This window comes from Flavobacterium fluviatile, from assembly GCF_010645065.1.
Lineage (GTDB): Bacteria > Bacteroidota > Bacteroidia > Flavobacteriales > Flavobacteriaceae > Flavobacterium > Flavobacterium fluviatile.
In genome coordinates, this window is sequence record NZ_JAADZW010000009.1 from 35587 (window position 1) to 52259 (window position 16673).

Below are 16673 nucleotides of genomic sequence, written 5' to 3' on the forward strand. Positions count from 1 at the left end.
AAAATAATAATGTCCAATTACGATATAGAAAAGTACATCGCTCTTATTGGGTTTAAAATTTTGCGACTATTCGCAATGCTAGTTTTATTATTTATTTTGCCATTAGTAGCCTGTCCCTTATGGGGGCAGGTGGTGCAAAAAAAGCAATTGACCCAAGCCGATTATAAGTTATGGGGAGAATTGCGTATCGATAAAGTCTCGCCTGATGAAAACTGGGTAAGCTACAAAATAACCTATGACAACGGGATTGATACGCTGTTTGTTCGCCATGTATCTACCAACAAAACTTATAGTTATCCTAATGGCAATTTTTCGACTTTTACCAAAAATAATGGCTTTGTCTGCCTTACTAAAACAGGTTTATATATTCGGAATTTAAAAACCGGACAATCTGAAAGTATAGACTGGGTGAGTCAATATAGCTATTCAGAAACAAATGATCTGCTGCTAATTCATAACTCTTTGAAACAGCTTTTACTAAAAACACCATTAAGTAAAACAGTGAAGGAAATTCAGAATGTAGAATCGTTTTCTTTAAGTCCGGACGGCGGTCAATTAGTTTGCAGTACAATTATTAATAAAAAACATAACCTTTTACTGATTGATCTTCATAATCTCAAAAACGAGCACTATTTAGTTTCCGATTCTGAAAATAGATTCAGCAATTTTACGTGGCAAAAAGAAGGAAAGTCGCTGGCTTGTTTTTCTATTTCTGAGAACGCATCGCATAATTCGCTCTATTACTATGTTTTTGAAAACAAACAATTGTATCATCTGGATCCAGCTGAACAGCCGGGCTTTCCAACTAAGACCAATATTGTTTCCCATTCTTTTTATAAGCTTGTCATATCTTACGACCTACAACGCATCTTTTTCGGCATCAGAAAACAAAGTGATCCTTTACAGCAAAAAGAAAAGCCAGCGGTTGAAGTCTGGAACGCCAATGACAAATGGATTTATCCTCAACAATACAGAAACGGCGATCCTGAAAAAAGCACCAGAATTGCTTTATGGAAACCTTTAGTTGGGATTTGTGTTCCATTAACGACCCCGGATTTACCTAAAATCATTCTTTCGGGCAAACAGCAATACGCTCTTTTATCGAATCCAAAAGCTTATGAGCCCCAATATGAACAGGAAGGACTCAGGGATTATTATCTGGTGAATCTTGAAACACTTGAGAAAAAACTATTTTTGAAAGCACACTATCCTCATCCATTCTCTATTGTCCCTTCTCCACAGGGAAAATATATTGCCTATTTCAAAGAGGATAACTGGTGGGTTTATAACTTTAGCAAAGACAGCCATACTAATGTCACTCAGGCTATAGGCGGAAAATTTACCGCGAAAGAAGAAAGCCTGGCACCGGATGCCCTTTGCGGAAATCCTGGCTGGAGCAAAGAAGAAAGCGAAATTCTGCTTTATGACCAATATGATCTGTGGGCTGTTGCTCCTGATGGAAGTTCCCACAGAAGGTTAACCCGTGGAAAGGAATCGAAAATTAAATACAGGATCGCTCCAAGACCCAATATATCTCCTTTAGATTTTATGTATGAGGGGAAGGTTATTCCTTATTTTGATTTGAATAAAGGATTTTATTTAACTGCCGAAGGAGACGATGGGAAAACGGGATTTTTTAAATGGACTTCTGCCACTGGTGCAAAAAAAGTTATTTATCAGGATAGCTACATCGATCAACTGTATTACGATACCCAACAGCGCAACTTGTTCTGCAGGGAACAGCGGTTTGATTTGTCTCCGCAGGTATTGTTTATGAAGAAAGGTTCAGTCACAAAAGTAATTGTGCAAAGCAATACCCAACAAAAAAAATATTATTGGGGGAGGTCTGAACTGATTCGCTATGAAAATTCTAAAAAGCAAAACTTAAAAGGTGTATTGTATTATCCCGCAAATTATGACCCCACAAAAAAGTATCCTATGATTGTAAGCATTTATGAAATACTATCGAAGGAGCTACATTATTATACGAATCCCGGGTATATAAATGGTATAGGATTCAATATCACGGACTATACTACACAGGGGTATTTTGTCCTTTTGCCTGATATCATGCATGAAAAACAGAACGTAGGACCTTCTACTGTGGATTGTGTTATTAGTTCTACAGAGAAGGTGATTTCCCTCGGGCTTATAGATCCGAATAAGATAGGGCTTACGGGGCATTCTTTTGGAGGATATGAAACTTCGTTTATTATTACCCAAACCCCACTTTTTGCCACCGCTGTTGCAGGAGGCGGTATTACTGATTTAAAAAGCTTTTACCTGACGGTAAATCAAAATAACGGAAAACCTGATATGTGGCGTTTTCAAACCCAGCAATGGAGAATGGGTAAAACTCCTTTTGAAGCTCCGTTACTTTATCAGCAAAGTTCTCCAATTGACCATGTGCAAAATGTGACCACGCCACTATTGCTATGGTCAGGAAAACAGGATGAACAGGTGGATTCTCATCAAAGTATAGAATATTATCTTGCCCTGCGAAGGCTAAACAAAAAAAATATTATGCTGCTTTATCCTAATCAGGGGCATGTGATTAGCGACCCGCTACAACATGCAGATTTAACCAATCGCATAAAGCAATGGTTTGATTATTATCTCAAGGACAACCATTCTGCTGAATGGGTGAGAGATGGAACGAACTGATTCTAATAAAAAACAATGCAGTTCTTTTTCAGAACTGCATTGCTCTTTTTTAAAAAACGTTACTTATTTGTTTTAAGGACGGTAAGTAACCTGATTACAATTCCCATCCTCATCTTTGGCAAAAGCCTGAGGACCGGACGTCACGTTTTGTCTACAGACCTGTTTAGGAATATCACTACAGGTTACTTCAACATCACTACATTCATTATTTGCATCGAGGATGTACCCTAGTTGAGGGGCAGCATCCGTAGAAGCACTTTGCATTGAAGTTGTTACAAAAGCTCCGGTAATACCCAATGCAAAAACAGCAACGGGCATTATTTTTTTTAACATCGTTTTCATAATAATAATTATTTAATTAGAACTTTGATCTACTTTTTTATACAGGTATTCGATCTTATTCCTGATACCGGCCAGTATATTTTATCTATCGAATTTTTCTCAATCCAATATCTTTCATTTCTTTCCTTATTATTTTTTTCAAATCATAAATAATAAGCTCATTGCTTACTAATGCATAAAAATGAGTTGACGTGACGTAAAAATATTGCAGTTTTTTATTCTGACTTTTATATACCGCCAAACTTAGTAAATAGGTATTGTTGCTTAAATTATATACATCTATTATTTCTGCCTGTTTCCATAGTTTTTCCGGTTCAAAACGCCCTGGTATTCTGGACTGAACAAAAAGTAAATTTTGACTGATAACAGCCGATTCATTAACAACCAAGGGAGGTGCTGCCATTTTTCGCTCTCCTCTATCTTTCAGAAAAGCTACTTTAATCTGAGCTTTCGATATGGTATCAATGGTATGCCCCCGAGAAAGAAGGTTTCCTTTTTTATCTGCTGCAATAAACTCATTTCGATAATAATACAGATACACCATGCCCTTCTGATTTTCACTGCCCATAAGTATTCCGTCTGTATCAAAGACACCATCTAACTGCTTTTGCAAAAGCTTTTCATTATAGTTCTTATTTGGAATACTATCAGGATTAAAAACACCTAAAACATGTTCTGCATTTTTACCCCTGCCTGACCTAAAAGCAATAGTGGAACTATCTATGGGCTGTGCAATGGAGAAATAAGGACAGGATTTGAATTCTTTTGTTATTCTCCAGTCGGCTGTACCTCCTCTTAATATAAAAGGTATATTGCCATCCATTAGATAAAAATAAGATCCTTTAATGACAATCTTTACCATTTTGTAATGTTTGTCTTTGCTGTGCACTATTATTTTTATTCGTTTTCTCTGGTTAGAAATTGGATCAATCTCCAACATATGCAATGGATCGGTAAAATTGCCCAGATAAATTTTTTGATTGGCATGTCCTGCAAAGTAGTAGGAGTTGAATTTTAAATCTATCGTCGTTTTAAGTGCTATGGGATGTTGCGGATACCTCCTGATAAAGGGATTTTGGTGATGCATTATTTCTTCTGAGGAGAGAAATAAGACAACTATAGCAGCTGTACTGAAAACAACTATTATTAAAATGATTCTAACCGGAAAGAATCTTATATTTCCTGATGTACCCTCTTGCCTGTTTTTAAAATGCATAACTATGGCCATAGCTGCCAATACAATAAATACAACGTTAAAAATTAAGTGTATATTCCAAGTCATTTTTTCTAATATTCCGCCACAAGAACACGGAACAAATGAACTAAAATGCAGTATAACAAAAATATATGTAGTGAACATAATCATTAAACTTAGAGCTGCTAAAAGACCTATACTACGAAATTTTGGAATAATTAAGGCCAGTGCAATTATTAATTCTGCAATTGGTACGATCCACGATATCCATATTGCAAATGGACTTAAGAGAGGCGATTGTCCAAGCTGTACCTGAAAGTTTTCAAAATCTAATAATTTGCTTACCGCTGCATAAACAAAAAGCAATGTATAGAGAAGGCAAATACCCTCTACTACATATTTTTTAAATTCTTGATTTTTAGTAAGTGTCATACCTAAGCTCGTTGAGTTCCACAATGTAAAATTCTGAATTTCAAAAGAATAACACTTATACAATCGGGAGCGATAATTAATTAAGAAGGATTAAAATCAATAGCTGAAAAAAAGTCACCTGTTTTGTTGCGGCCGAGTTCTTTTGGAGAAAAGCCAAATCGCTTTTTAAATGACTTAGAAAAGTTAGGATAGCTATTGAAACCGTTCATAAACGAAATGTTTTTTAAAGGAATATCTGTTTGCTCTATCATTAGATATGCTCTTTTGAGTCTTTCCTCTGTATAAAACTGGTAGATGCTTGTATGGAAAAAATATCTAAATCCATCTTTCAGTTTAAAATCATTGGTACCGAATTGCCTGGCCAGTTCTTTTATAGAAGGCAATGGCTCTGCCAGATTCGCTAATACGTAATCGTATACTCCTTGCATTAGGCGTGCATCAGTTTTTCGGAAGTTATGATGTTTGTTTAATTTTATTTCGAAAGGTTCCGAAGTACTTTCATTGATTTTCAGAAATGGAGTAACAAAACTAAGGACTGTAAATTTACCCTGCGATAACCGGGATACTGAACACACAGCGGTTACAGTCAGCTTTTTGAAGGTTATAAAATTTAGCGTAATGATTTCACCTGCTAAAAGAAGATCTTCTAAGTCTCTTCTCTCCAGATCAGACATATTTCTGAAATCATCCCACAAGAAATCCTGAATTGGCATTTTAAGCATTTCTGTCGCATCATAACCTAAAATTTGCAAGGCGCCTTGGTTCACATCTTGAATGTAGTGATTCTCATCTAAAATAAAGGTTGCAGGTGTTACCATCCTGTGGGTAATATAAGGATTGACAAATCCTGAATGAAACGCGGATTCTTTAAGCTCTTCAGCAACCATATTGACCAGCACAACTAAGGTTTCGATCTCATCATCATAGCTGCTCAAAGGTATCTGTCCATTGAAATTTCCCCGTGCCATTTCAAACAGCATTTTGTGCATGGATATAATCCGCTGGCGATTGTGGGGTCGTTTCATTAGTTCTAACTTTAGTTATGTACGACTTGCTACTAGATTTATTTTTAGAGAAAGCCCTTAAGATAATCCAAGGCCTCTTGCTTGCTGTCAAAAATTCGGGTTGGCACCGAAGGCTTGCTTATTTCAAGATAAAATGTGCTCATAGTCATAGAAACATTTTCACCGCCAATGAGAGCTACTGCTTTGGCAAGCAGAGATCCCGATTTGGCTAGATAATCCCTGGCTGCCTTGTCAATAGAAGCTATCCCCCTTGTATCACAAAATATAGGAAGCAGCCTTTCATTTTGAAATGCAATCCTGTCTGCAACTACACGCACGGCGACTTGTAAATCTATTGCTGTATTAGCTTTATATTCGAAAAAGAGGATTCCCTTTTCAATCCAAAAACGTGCATTTTGATTTTCAAAAGATTCATGTGAGGCGATCATGACCTGTTTTATTTAAACTTGAAATTTAACAAAAATATAAAGATTTAGAAACATTATCATTGTCAAATGTGGATTATTTCTTGCAAAACATCGTGATTTGTTGTCAAATCGGGAATTACCTTTGCCAAATTGGGAATAAAATATCTGTAAGTAAAAGCGCTTTCAATTTTTATAATGAATTTTAGATATCTAATTTTCAGACATTTACAAAAACACAAATCTAAACTAAAAAATTTATAGAAATGGCAAAAATAAAACACAACAATTTTATCGACACAGTAGATACTGTTTTTTCCAGCGCAAAGGATCAAGGCCTATTACATCTTCATGCAGAAGGTACATCTCTAAATGGGCGAACCATAAAAATTAAAGGAAGCGAAATGCTCCATTTCGGTACTACCGGATATCTGGGTCTTGAACAGGATAAAAGGCTAAAAGAGGCTGCAATAAACGCTATCAATAATTATGGAACACAGTTCCCGCTTTCTAAAACTTACCTTTCACATCCGTTGTATGCAGAACTTGAAAGCAAGATTGAATTGATGTATAATATACAGCCAATCATAACTAAGAACAGTACCCTGTGCCATATGGCAATAATACCTACCCTGATAAGAGATGAAGATGCAGTAATTCTAGACCATCAGTCGCACTGGAGTGTGCAAAATGCCTGTCAGATCCTTAAGCTTAGAGGAATACCGGTAGAAATGATACGCCATAACAATCTCGAAATGCTTGAAGACAAAATTCGCATGCTCAGTGGCAAATCCGGCAAAATCTGGTACATGGCCGATGGCGTTTATTCTATGTACGGAGACTATGCACCAGTACAGGATCTTATGAAGCTTTCCCGAAAGTATCCGCAGTTCCACCTCTATTTTGATGATGTTCATGGAATGAGCTGGAAGGGTAAAAATGGTACTGGTTTCATCTTTGATGCTATTGGTGCACTGGAAGAAAACATTGTCGTTGTCAGTACGCTGAGTAAGACTTTTGGTGCAAGCGGCGCTACATTTTTCTGCAGCGATCGTAAATTACGTGAAAAAATTAAGACTTTTGGCGGCCCCCTAACCTTCTCTGCGCAACTTGAACCGGCATCAGTTGCCGCTGCAATCGCATCCTGTGACATACATCTATCGGAGGAAATATATGAGCACCAGGCTGAACTTGCAAAAAAAACAGCACATTTCAGTACCCTTCTTTCAAACAGCAGCCTGCCCTTAGTCTCTGAAAACGATTCCCCCGTTTTCTTTCTAGGAATGGGTACTCCAGCTACTGCTTATAATTTTACCAAGCGTCTTTTTACGGAGGGCTTTTATCTTAACCTTGGTATTTATCCCGCTGTGCCTATAAAAAATACGGGAATCCGTATCACTATATCGGCACATAATCAAATTAAAGATATAACAGAACTTGCCCGTGCGATGGATTACCACTTCCAAAAAGCAGTGGAAGAAACAGGAAGCAGTAATGAAAAAATACGCCAAGCTTTTAGAATGGATATCAGTACAAAACTCACATCTAAAAAACAGCACTCAGAACTGCTCCATATTGAAAAACAAACAAGTATTCAGAACATCAATAAACAGGAGTGGAACAAGTATTTGGGAACTCATAATATCCTTGATTGGGAGGGAATGCAGTATCTCGAGAAAACGTTCTCCAATAGCCAGGATCAGACCAATAAATGGGATTTCTTTTATTATATAATCCGCGACCAAAACATGCAGGTTGTCCTAATGACTTTCTGCACATTCGGAATCTGGAAAGATGATATGCTGTCCACTGAGTCGGTATCTAGACACCTTGAAGAAATTCGGAAAACCGATGCTATGCACATGACTTCCAAAGTACTAAGTATAGGATCGCTATTTACCGAGGGGCAGCACTGCTACATTGACGAGAGTCATACGCTGGCAGGGCAATCACTGAGAATGCTCCTGATTAAGCTGGAAGAATCATACAACTCTCTAGGGGCGGATATGCTCATTCTGCGTGATTTTGAGCCCGGATTCCACTGGGATGAAATGATAAGAAACCAAGGGTATTTTAGAATTGATATGCCCGAATCATGTGTTATAGAAAATGAAAACTGGCCAGCAATTGACAATTATGCTTCTCTGCTTTCAACCCGTTCCCGTCAGCATTTCAATAGGGAAATAGTACCGTATGAAAAATTCTACGATGTGCAAATAAAAGATTGTCTCAATCAAACAGAGTTAGAAAGGGCTTACGAGTTATATTGCAATGTAAAGGACCGCAACCTAGCCATAAATACCTTTTCGTACAGTAGGGAAATATTTGAAAATATGAACAGCTGTTCAAACTGGGAGTTCATAATTTTGACCCTAAAGGATTCAGCTGAAAAAGATTTCATCGGGATAATGTTCTGCTATAAAAATTCAGGAATTGTGTATGTGCCTGAACTTATCGGTATGGACTACATTGCTGGCGACGGCTTCAACTTGTACAGACAGCTTTTGTACCAAACGATCAAACGAGCAAGAGAGCTTGGAATTGGACGAATCGATTTTGGTATATCTGCAACCTTTGAGAAGAAAAAAATTGGTGCTTCTATAAAATCTAAAGTGGCTTATGTGCAGGCCAGGGATAACTACGCTATGGAACTTATGCAGACACTGCAGAATGAAACCAATATTCCGCGCTTATCGAGCTAAATTATAATTCCAGCGAAAAGTCGTCATAAATTTCCGGGCAGCAATGCCCCAGCTTTTCCTTGTTCAAATAAATCTAAATTCTGTTGTCATGATAAGATCTACATGTGAGAACGCACTTCAGGTTATTCGAAAAGCAGAACAGCAATTCAGCTTAGATCCTGAACATATAATTGAAAAATCCTACCATATGACTACTGTACTTCGAAACTTGCTTAGTACGGTAAAAAAAAATGTTTTAGAAAATGGATTCTCTGATGAAAGTGAAGAAATTAATTTTTTTAAAAGTATTAAACCCCAAATACTCGGAAAACTCATATTCTATAATAAAGTCTTCCGCATTGAAGCATCCTGTCCTGTTGTAAGCGGCAAAATGCATCACAAATATTTTTCAAACGAGCTTAATTTGCTAAAACAGGAATATAAAGACCACTTTTATACTACTGACTTCTATCGGTACTATCGCTCAGGAAGAACCGAATGGGACCACCATTTTTTTTGTCTGGGAAAAATAGATCTTCATGAAGGAGTTAATAGTTTTGTGTTTGAAATTGACACTCAATTTTCTACCTATTACGATTATAAAGTAGCGCGGATAATTGCCAATGAACTTCTTTACAGCTACCTGATCTCTAAAATTGAACCTGACACCCAGCAAACCAGTATTTTTTCAGATGGAAACACAGCTAACAGAGATTTTTTCTGGACAGATTCAAAGAATGCTCTGATCGAATTAATTTATGCACTTCATGCATCGGGCAGCATTTCTCACGGAAAAGCGGGAATTCGTAAAATTAGTATGGTCTTTCAGTTGCTGTTCAGGATACAGCTCGGTGATGTCCATCATGCCTTCCATAGGATGAAAGACAGGACCGACAGCAAAAGTATATTTCTGGATCAGCTGAAATCATCGCTTAAACAGCACATGGAAAAAGAGCTGTAGCGCATTTTGAAACTTGCAATTCTCTACCAATGTGATGCAATTGGCATTGAGTGGCCAATAATACATAATCGCTTCTGCATGTTCATCTGTCCCAACAAATCAACATAGTTGTATAATTAGTGTAACCGTTAAAATTTTCACAAAACAGCATTTTACATTGGCTGGCATTGGCAATGAAAAAATTTTGCACGTAGCAACTTTGCTTCACTAATGCAAAACACACAGCCATGAATATAGACAGAATGGAATTCATTTCCTGGATGGAACGAATCATAGAACGATTCGATCTTATGAGCGCGCATATAAATGAACTTGAAAAAAAGCGCGGAAGTGTTGACGGAGAAGAGCTATTGGACAATCAGGATATATTGCAAATGCTGAAAATAAGTTCCAGGTCACTTCAGCGGTATCGATCTTCGGGCAGGCTGCCCTATTACACTATCAGTGGAAAAATCTATTATAAATTATCTGACGTACACCAGTTCATCCGAGAGAGTTTTAATCTGCGAATGCCAAAAACATATGACAGCCAATGAAAAATGGCGCCAAAAGGTTCCAGCTTTTAGTCAGCACTTTTTCACTATTTAATTTCGCCAATGAATTTAAAATTTAAAATTATGAGTGAACAAATTAAAGAGACACTTAGTACTCACGAAGAATTATCGGATATACTGCTGGTTTTCGATAAAGAGAAAAAGAAAATCCTGGCCGTAAAAGGCATTGACCAAGATGGCAATCTGGAAACCGTTGATCCTACCCGGAAAAATGAGAATCAGTTTATGCGGGTAGATAAACAGGGTGATTTGTTTTCGAATTTCTTTTCGAATTTTTTAAGCCAGCTGAAAAACCCAACTAATTTTTCGTTTTTCAAAATCCCGGCGCTGCTGGCTGTTGATACTTCAAAAGATATGCAGAAACACTTAGATCATCCCACACCTGAAGGTGAACAATTAATGAAACAGCACGAAGTAAAAAAGGAATATAAACAAGAAAATAAAAACAATATGGAAACAACACAGACAAATCCGGAAACCAGCGAATACAAATACAAACCGGAACAGATCGATTGGGAAACATTAAACAATCTTGGCTTAAGCAAAGAGAAACTTGAAAAACTAAATTTGCTTGATCCTTTACTAAAGGGATACAAAACAAATGAGCTTGTACCAGTAAGCCTTAACCTGGGTACTGCCATAACCCGAATGGATGCACGCCTATCCCTTAAACAAAACGACGAAGGACAGGTCGTGCTGGCCATTCACGGCATCCGAAAATCACCCAATCTGAATTTTCCTTTTTTCGGTCATGAGTTCAGCAAGGAAGATAAAGACAATCTTCTGCAAAGTGGCAATATGGGACGAATAGTAAATCTCACCAATCCGAAAAACAATGAAATCAGCCCCTCCATTATCAGTATAGACAGACTAACCAATGAAGTGGTGGCCCTGCGCACGGATTTCATTAAAATCCCTGATGAAATTAAAGGAGTAAAGCTTAACGAAGAGCAAAAGCAAACATTGCTGGAAGGTAAACCGCTTCCAATAGAAGGTATGGTCTCCAATAAAGGAAAAACGTTTGATGCATCGGTTCAGTTCAATGCCGATAAACGCTTTGTAGAATTTCTCTTTGACAGAAATACTCCTAACAACCAGCAGAACCAAACTCAGGGAGCACCAAAAAACTTTAGGGACAAGGAACTCGATAATGAACAATATCAAAAGCTCAAAGAGGGCCACACGGTTTATATCAGCGGCCTCGTGGATAAAAAAGGCAAGGAATATAATGGATATATCACTTACAACAAAGAAACCAATAAAACAGAATTTTCATTCCAAAATCCAGATAAAATCAAAGAACAAATAAAACCTTCGGAAGCACATAAAACACAAACCGCAGTCAATTCCGAAGGCAAAACGAACGAAGCAACTAAGAACATAAAGGAACCTTTAAAATCAGGGCAAACAGTTCCTGATGAAAAAAAACAGCAGGAACATCAGGAAGAATCCGATGCACCTGCTAAATCAAAAGGGCGTAAAATGTAATAACATATGATAACAATTATTGCAGAGAAGCCCAGTGTAGCAAGGGAAATAGCCGTACTGCTCGGAGCCACCGAAAAAAAAGATGGCTACCTGACCGGTAACGGCTATTTTGTTACATGGGCATTCGGACATTTATTAGAACTGGGTATGCCGGCAGATTACGGAATTTCAGGATTTCAGAAATCAGCACTCCCGATAATGCCAAACCCTTTTTTGTTGACGATCCGTAAAACAAAAAATAACAAAGGCCATGCTGTTGATCCAGGAGCGAAAAAGCAGCTAAGAATAATAGAACGTGCTATTGGCCTGAGTGAAAAGATTATTGCAGCAACTGATGCCGGACGTGAGGGTGAATTAATATTCCGAAACATCTACGAGTTCCTCAAATGCAGTAAGCCATTTGAGCGACTATGGATTAGCTCACTTACTGAAAAAGCTATTAAGCGGGGATTTGACAATCTAAAGCCCGGCAGTGATTTTGACGCGCTGTATAAATGTGCACAAGTGAGAAGCCAGGCTGACTGGCTATTAGGGATCAATGCGTCGCAGGCATTGAGCATTGCCGCAGGTGATGGAATCTATTCACTTGGAAGGGTACAGACTCCTGTACTCGGTTTGATATGCAGGCGTTATCTTGAAAATAAAAACTTCTCAATAAAGAAATTCTGGCAGTTAGAATTATTACATTCCAAAGAATTCACTGACTTTAAAAGCCTGTCACAAAACAAATGGGAAGATAAAAAAGCGGCAGACAACGTGTTAAAATCAATCGCAAGGATTGGAAATACCGCTTTTGTCACAGCTGCAGAAACCAAAAACATGGCTGAACATCCACCCTTACTGTTTGATCTGACTGGCCTGCAAAAAGAAGCAAGTACAAAACTTAATCTTTCTGCGGAGGAAACGCTAAATATTGCACAAAGCCTCTATGAAAAGAAATTTATTACCTACCCACGCACCGGAAGCAGATTCCTTCCTGAAGATATGTGGGCAGAAATTCCCGGACTGATCAGAGTTTTGCTGGACCGCGAAGCCTTCAGGCAGGCAGTGTCCAAAGTTAAATGGGGCCAATTCAACAAACGCATAGTGAATGACCTGCGTGTAACCGATCATCATGGCCTGCTGACTACCGAGAAAATACCTTCTGCCCTGCCAGCAAAGGAAAACGCAGTTTATAATATGATTGCTTTTAGAATGCTCGAAGCAATTTCACAGCCATGTATCAAGGAAGTAACCCAAATTGCATTACAGGTTTTACATTATGATTTCAGCCTGAGGGGAAGCAGAATTCTAGAATCAGGATGGCGTGCGATCAGGGGCAGTTTTTATGACAATGACCCTCAGCAAGAACTTCCCGAATTGAATATTGGTGATGAACTTAAAATAAAAAGAGCTAGCGTTCTGGAAAAGCAAACGAACCCTCGGGCTCTCTTCACAGAGGCAGGACTTTTATCTGCAATGGAAACTGCCGGTAAAGAAGTCGAGAACAAGGAACAATACAGTCCTTTACAAAATATGGGTATTGGTACGGCAGCAACAAGATCTGGCATCATAGAGACACTCTTTTCTCGTGATTACATACAACGGGAAGGAAAATCACTGGTACCTACTCCGAAAGGACTAAAAGTGTATGAACTGGTAAAAGACAAGAAAATTGCCGATGTAAGTATGACGGTAGATTGGGAAGCTGCCTTAGAGAAAATTGAGAATAACCACAATGATGCAGCAGCTTTTCAAAACGATATCAGAACATACACAGTCTTGATCACTTCTGAATTACTACAAACTTCTATTGCAGAGAGCAACATCCCCCAACTTGTATGTCCAAAGTGCAAAATCCACCAACTTATTATTAGTGATAAAATTGTCAAATGCAAAGATGAAGCATGCAACTGGATACAGTTCAGAAATATTTGTGGAGTTCATTTAAGCTTATCTGAAATTGACAATCTTGTCAATAAAGGTAAAACATCCCTAATAAAGGACATGAAAAGCAAAACAGGAAAGAAATTCAATGCCTGCATCGCATTAAACGAAAAAGCGGGAAGCTTTTTTGATTTCAGTAAATGATAAGTTTTATAATGATTTATAAAAATATAAGGTAGATACGCAGGAATGACCATCAAATTATTGATGGTCATTTTTTCTGCTCTTTTTGCACTAAATGCTGTAATTGGGGGTCGTTTTTAATACGGTCTAGTTCCATTTCAATAACGATAATTATATCTCTTTTTATCTGTTTATAATTGCTATCAATTTCTTTTTTCATGTCATCTGTTCCGCTTTCGTCAACAAAGGATAAGATCTGTGGTATCCTTTGACAGGTTTTGTTTTCAGCGGCAATCTTTGCATTATCTACAACAATTTCAGCATGGAAAATTTTCTGCTCAATTCGCTGGTCAAAATTGTCCGACACAGCTCCGACAAAAAAACCTTGCGTCAATGTAGAAATTTTGGAAGCCGGTATAAGGCTGTCTAACTGGGTAGATACTGAGGTAGACGTATCATTTCGATTGATGCTCATGCTTTGTCTTTTCTGCAATACTTTACCGAAACGTTCCGAAAGGCTCTTCGCTGTTTCACCCACCACCTGACCGCTGAAAATGTTGCCCACTGTATTTTGGATAACCTTACTTTCCTTGTCCCCGTAATCCCGGTTCAATTGTGAAAAATCCTGAAATCCTAAACAGACAGCAACTTTATTACTACGGGCAGTAGCTATAAGATTATCGAGACCGCGAAAATATATAGTTGGCAGCTCATCTATGATAACCGAACTCTTTAACTGCCCTTTTTTATTGATCAGTTTTACAATACGTGAATTATACAATCCTAATGCTGCAGAATAAATATTCTGACGATCGGGATTATTACCTACGCATAGAATTTTCGGCTCCTTGGGATTATTAATATCCAGCGAAAAATCATCTCCGGTCATAACCCAGTAAAGGCTTGGGGAGATCATACGTGACAGTGGTATTTTGGCCGAAGCAATCTGGCCTTGCAGCTGGTCCTGCGCCCCGCCCTGCCAAGCATCCATGAATGGTGATAAATAATTTTCCAGCTCTGGATATGAGGTAAGGATAGTAAATACGTCTGAGTACTTTTTATTCAGCAACTCAATGGCGTGCGGAAACGTACAGTGCTTTCCATTTTCATAGATTTTAAGAAACCATATAATGGCGGCCAAAAGTATAATCGGGCTTTCTACAAAAAAATCCCCCTGTTTCTGTATCCAGCTCCTGTTAAGGTTAAGCATTATGGTATATGCAGCCTCGTAGGCATCCGAAATATCGGTCATGAAATCGGGATTCAGGGGATTGCACCGGTGGCTTTTTCTTGGGTCATCAAAGTTGATCACATAGAATTTTGGTTTGACTTTGTACTTGTTATGATGTTTTAATAAATGATTGTAGGCAATTGTGGAAAGGTCGTCAAACTTGAAGTCATAGATATACATTGAAAAGCCTTTTTCAATCTGCTGCTTGATATAATTGTTAATTATCGCATATGATTTACCAGATCCGGGTGTACCCAGGACAATTGTTGCCCTAAATGGATTTACAATATTAATCCAACCGTCATTCCATTTGTTTTTATAATAAAATCTGGTGGGAAGATTGACCGAAAATTCATTTTGCATGAGTTTGGTCTCCTGCTGAAAACTCTCGTTCTCGTTGTTGAAGACATCATCCATTAGATTCGTTTTTAATAGACGACTGCTCCAGATTCCCGCCAGCATTAAAGCTACATAGCCCAATCCCAGAGTCAGAATATAAAAGAAAGGTGCTGTTTGGTTTGGCAGCCTCAAAAGCGGGGTATTTAAAAAGAAAAGTACAAAGCCAATGCCAAAAGCACTGTAGATCTTCGGCCAGGTAATCTTCTCATTTTTTACTCCCTTTGTTCCCAGACAGCTTAAAGCCAATAATAATACCGCAAAAATTTTCGTATAAAGTGTAGCAGCAAACAAACCTGCCTTACGGTCGAAACTGCCTAAAATGGTATTAATGGTTTCTATTGCCCATCCCCTTTCCAGAAAAAAGCCATAGCAGTACCAGTATAAATGCATCAGTACTATCAGAATACTTACTGCTCTCATAAAAGCCATTATCTTGGCAAGCCCTCTTAAATCATCTTCACCCTGCATTTTAAAATATTTAATGTTTGGGGAGTGAATTTAAATGCTGGGACATGCCGCTTTCCTATTGAGGCAGATATTGGAATTGTTTGACCGTCTGTTGCTTATTCTATAAAATGAGATTCAGAATTCATATTGCTTTTTTTATTAATTTTACAGCAATGTAAATCAACCATTTACAATTATTAAATATTCACTGACAAGCACAATTAAGATGAGTTACGATAATCGGGATGCATTACCGGGAGAAACTGATGAAGAATATGAGGTTCTGGCAAGAAAGGAAAGCCAGGCTGCAATGGGATTAATGTTTGGGATAGCCTCCCTACTATTTTTTGTGTTAAAAATTGCTGTTATTGTCGGGATCTCTTTTTATGCCGGATTTGTATTGTCCCAAAATCTGTTAGGAGAAGAAACCCGCCAATTTAGAATTTTGGGTTTTGCTCTGTTATTTACCTACCTTATTTTCTGCATCATTTATTTCTTCAAAGGAACTGTCATAGGTCTGCGCGCAAAGAACAACAAGCTTTGGATATTGCCATGGGCATTCTGTGTACTTATATCTTGCATTATACCCGCTTTAGTGCTAAAAGCAATAGTCTCATCAATGTTCGATTATGGAGAACAACAGGGTGCTTTTTACATTGGACTTACCTGGGGAGCATTTATAATTTGTTCATTATATATCTATGGTATATACCAGTTTAAGACACATGCCGCCGAGGATCCTGTATTGGAGTTATGCTTTGGGATTGAGAGTATCTTTATAGTTGCATGTTTACTATAACA

At 37.9% G+C, this 16673-nt stretch carries 12 protein-coding genes; 7 read left to right on the top strand and 5 right to left on the bottom strand.

Annotated features, from left to right (window positions below; all coding sequences use genetic code 11):
- Positions 1-9: 9 nt before the first annotated feature.
- The gene (locus GXM17_RS11195) at positions 10-2664 is read left to right on the top strand and encodes an alpha/beta hydrolase family protein (RefSeq protein ID WP_163399425.1); all 2655 of its coding nucleotides are present in this window, start codon (positions 10-12) and stop codon (positions 2662-2664) included.
- A 72-nt stretch (positions 2665-2736) separates the two neighbouring features.
- On the opposite strand, the gene GXM17_RS11200 is transcribed toward GXM17_RS11195, so the two are convergent.
- The 4 genes from GXM17_RS11200 to GXM17_RS11215 form a co-directional block, all read right to left on the bottom strand.
- Positions 2737-3006, bottom strand: coding sequence for a DUF6520 family protein (locus tag GXM17_RS11200; protein ID WP_163399426.1), 270 nt, complete (start codon positions 3004-3006; stop codon positions 2737-2739).
- An 85-nt stretch (positions 3007-3091) separates the two neighbouring features.
- The gene (locus GXM17_RS11205) at positions 3092-4633 is read right to left on the bottom strand and encodes a MauE/DoxX family redox-associated membrane protein (RefSeq protein WP_163399427.1); all 1542 of its coding nucleotides are present in this window, start codon (positions 4631-4633) and stop codon (positions 3092-3094) included.
- Positions 4634-4713: 80 nt separating this feature from the next.
- Complete coding sequence (locus GXM17_RS11210; RefSeq protein ID WP_163399428.1) at positions 4714-5658, bottom strand: helix-turn-helix domain-containing protein; 945 nt, start codon at positions 5656-5658, stop codon at positions 4714-4716.
- 44 nt (positions 5659-5702) lie between these two features.
- Positions 5703-6086, bottom strand: coding sequence for a DUF7793 family protein (locus GXM17_RS11215; protein WP_163399429.1), 384 nt, complete (start codon positions 6084-6086; stop codon positions 5703-5705).
- Between the two features lie 242 nt (positions 6087-6328).
- Here GXM17_RS11215 and GXM17_RS11220 point away from each other — a divergent pair, with 242 nt between their 5' ends.
- The 5 genes from GXM17_RS11220 (at position 6329) to GXM17_RS11240 (ending at position 13816) form a co-directional block, all read left to right on the top strand.
- Positions 6329-8764, top strand: a complete 2436-nt coding sequence (locus tag GXM17_RS11220) for a bifunctional aminotransferase class I/II-fold pyridoxal phosphate-dependent enzyme/GNAT family N-acetyltransferase (RefSeq protein WP_163399430.1) — start codon at positions 6329-6331, stop codon at positions 8762-8764.
- 88 nt (positions 8765-8852) lie between these two features.
- Positions 8853-9704 (top strand): RteC domain-containing protein, encoded by an 852-nt coding sequence (locus GXM17_RS11225; protein ID WP_163399431.1) that lies wholly within the window; start codon positions 8853-8855, stop codon positions 9702-9704.
- A gap of 227 nt (positions 9705-9931) precedes the next feature.
- Positions 9932-10240 carry a helix-turn-helix domain-containing protein gene (locus tag GXM17_RS11230; RefSeq protein ID WP_163399432.1) on the top strand — a complete coding sequence of 103 codons (309 nt, stop codon included), beginning with the start codon at positions 9932-9934 and terminating at the stop codon, positions 10238-10240.
- A gap of 81 nt (positions 10241-10321) precedes the next feature.
- A complete protein-coding gene (locus GXM17_RS11235; protein ID WP_163399433.1) occupies positions 10322-11746 on the top strand; it encodes a DUF3945 domain-containing protein in 1425 nt (474 codons plus the stop codon).
- Between the two features lie 6 nt (positions 11747-11752).
- Positions 11753-13816 carry a type IA DNA topoisomerase gene (locus tag GXM17_RS11240; protein ID WP_163399434.1) on the top strand — a complete coding sequence of 688 codons (2064 nt, stop codon included), beginning with the start codon at positions 11753-11755 and terminating at the stop codon, positions 13814-13816.
- A gap of 67 nt (positions 13817-13883) precedes the next feature.
- On the opposite strand, the gene mobC is transcribed toward GXM17_RS11240, so the two are convergent.
- On the bottom strand, positions 13884-15893 hold the full coding sequence (gene mobC, locus GXM17_RS11245) for a conjugal transfer protein MobC (protein ID WP_163399435.1): 2010 nt from the start codon (positions 15891-15893) through the stop codon (positions 13884-13886).
- Positions 15894-16098: 205 nt separating this feature from the next.
- Here mobC and GXM17_RS11250 point away from each other — a divergent pair, with 205 nt between their 5' ends.
- Positions 16099-16671 (top strand): hypothetical protein, encoded by a 573-nt coding sequence (locus tag GXM17_RS11250; RefSeq protein ID WP_163399436.1) that lies wholly within the window; start codon positions 16099-16101, stop codon positions 16669-16671.
- Positions 16672-16673 lie beyond the last annotated feature (2 nt).

What these genes read in the sequence shown, in the direction of transcription:
- GXM17_RS11195 (WP_163399425.1), top strand. Translation starts at nt 10, where the DNA reads ATGTCCAATTACGATATAGAAAAGTACATCGCTCTTATTGGGTTTAAA.
- GXM17_RS11200 (WP_163399426.1), bottom strand. Translation starts at nt 3,006, where the DNA reads ATGAAAACGATGTTAAAAAAAATAATGCCCGTTGCTGTTTTTGCATTG.
- GXM17_RS11205 (WP_163399427.1), bottom strand. Translation starts at nt 4,633, where the DNA reads ATGACACTTACTAAAAATCAAGAATTTAAAAAATATGTAGTAGAGGGT.
- GXM17_RS11210 (WP_163399428.1), bottom strand. Translation starts at nt 5,658, where the DNA reads ATGAAACGACCCCACAATCGCCAGCGGATTATATCCATGCACAAAATG.
- GXM17_RS11215 (WP_163399429.1), bottom strand. Translation starts at nt 6,086, where the DNA reads ATGATCGCCTCACATGAATCTTTTGAAAATCAAAATGCACGTTTTTGG.
- GXM17_RS11220 (WP_163399430.1), top strand. Translation starts at nt 6,329, where the DNA reads ATGGCAAAAATAAAACACAACAATTTTATCGACACAGTAGATACTGTT.
- GXM17_RS11225 (WP_163399431.1), top strand. Translation starts at nt 8,853, where the DNA reads ATGATAAGATCTACATGTGAGAACGCACTTCAGGTTATTCGAAAAGCA.
- GXM17_RS11230 (WP_163399432.1), top strand. Translation starts at nt 9,932, where the DNA reads ATGAATATAGACAGAATGGAATTCATTTCCTGGATGGAACGAATCATA.
- GXM17_RS11235 (WP_163399433.1), top strand. Translation starts at nt 10,322, where the DNA reads ATGAGTGAACAAATTAAAGAGACACTTAGTACTCACGAAGAATTATCG.
- GXM17_RS11240 (WP_163399434.1), top strand. Translation starts at nt 11,753, where the DNA reads ATGATAACAATTATTGCAGAGAAGCCCAGTGTAGCAAGGGAAATAGCC.
- mobC (WP_163399435.1), bottom strand. Translation starts at nt 15,893, where the DNA reads ATGCAGGGTGAAGATGATTTAAGAGGGCTTGCCAAGATAATGGCTTTT.
- GXM17_RS11250 (WP_163399436.1), top strand. Translation starts at nt 16,099, where the DNA reads ATGAGTTACGATAATCGGGATGCATTACCGGGAGAAACTGATGAAGAA.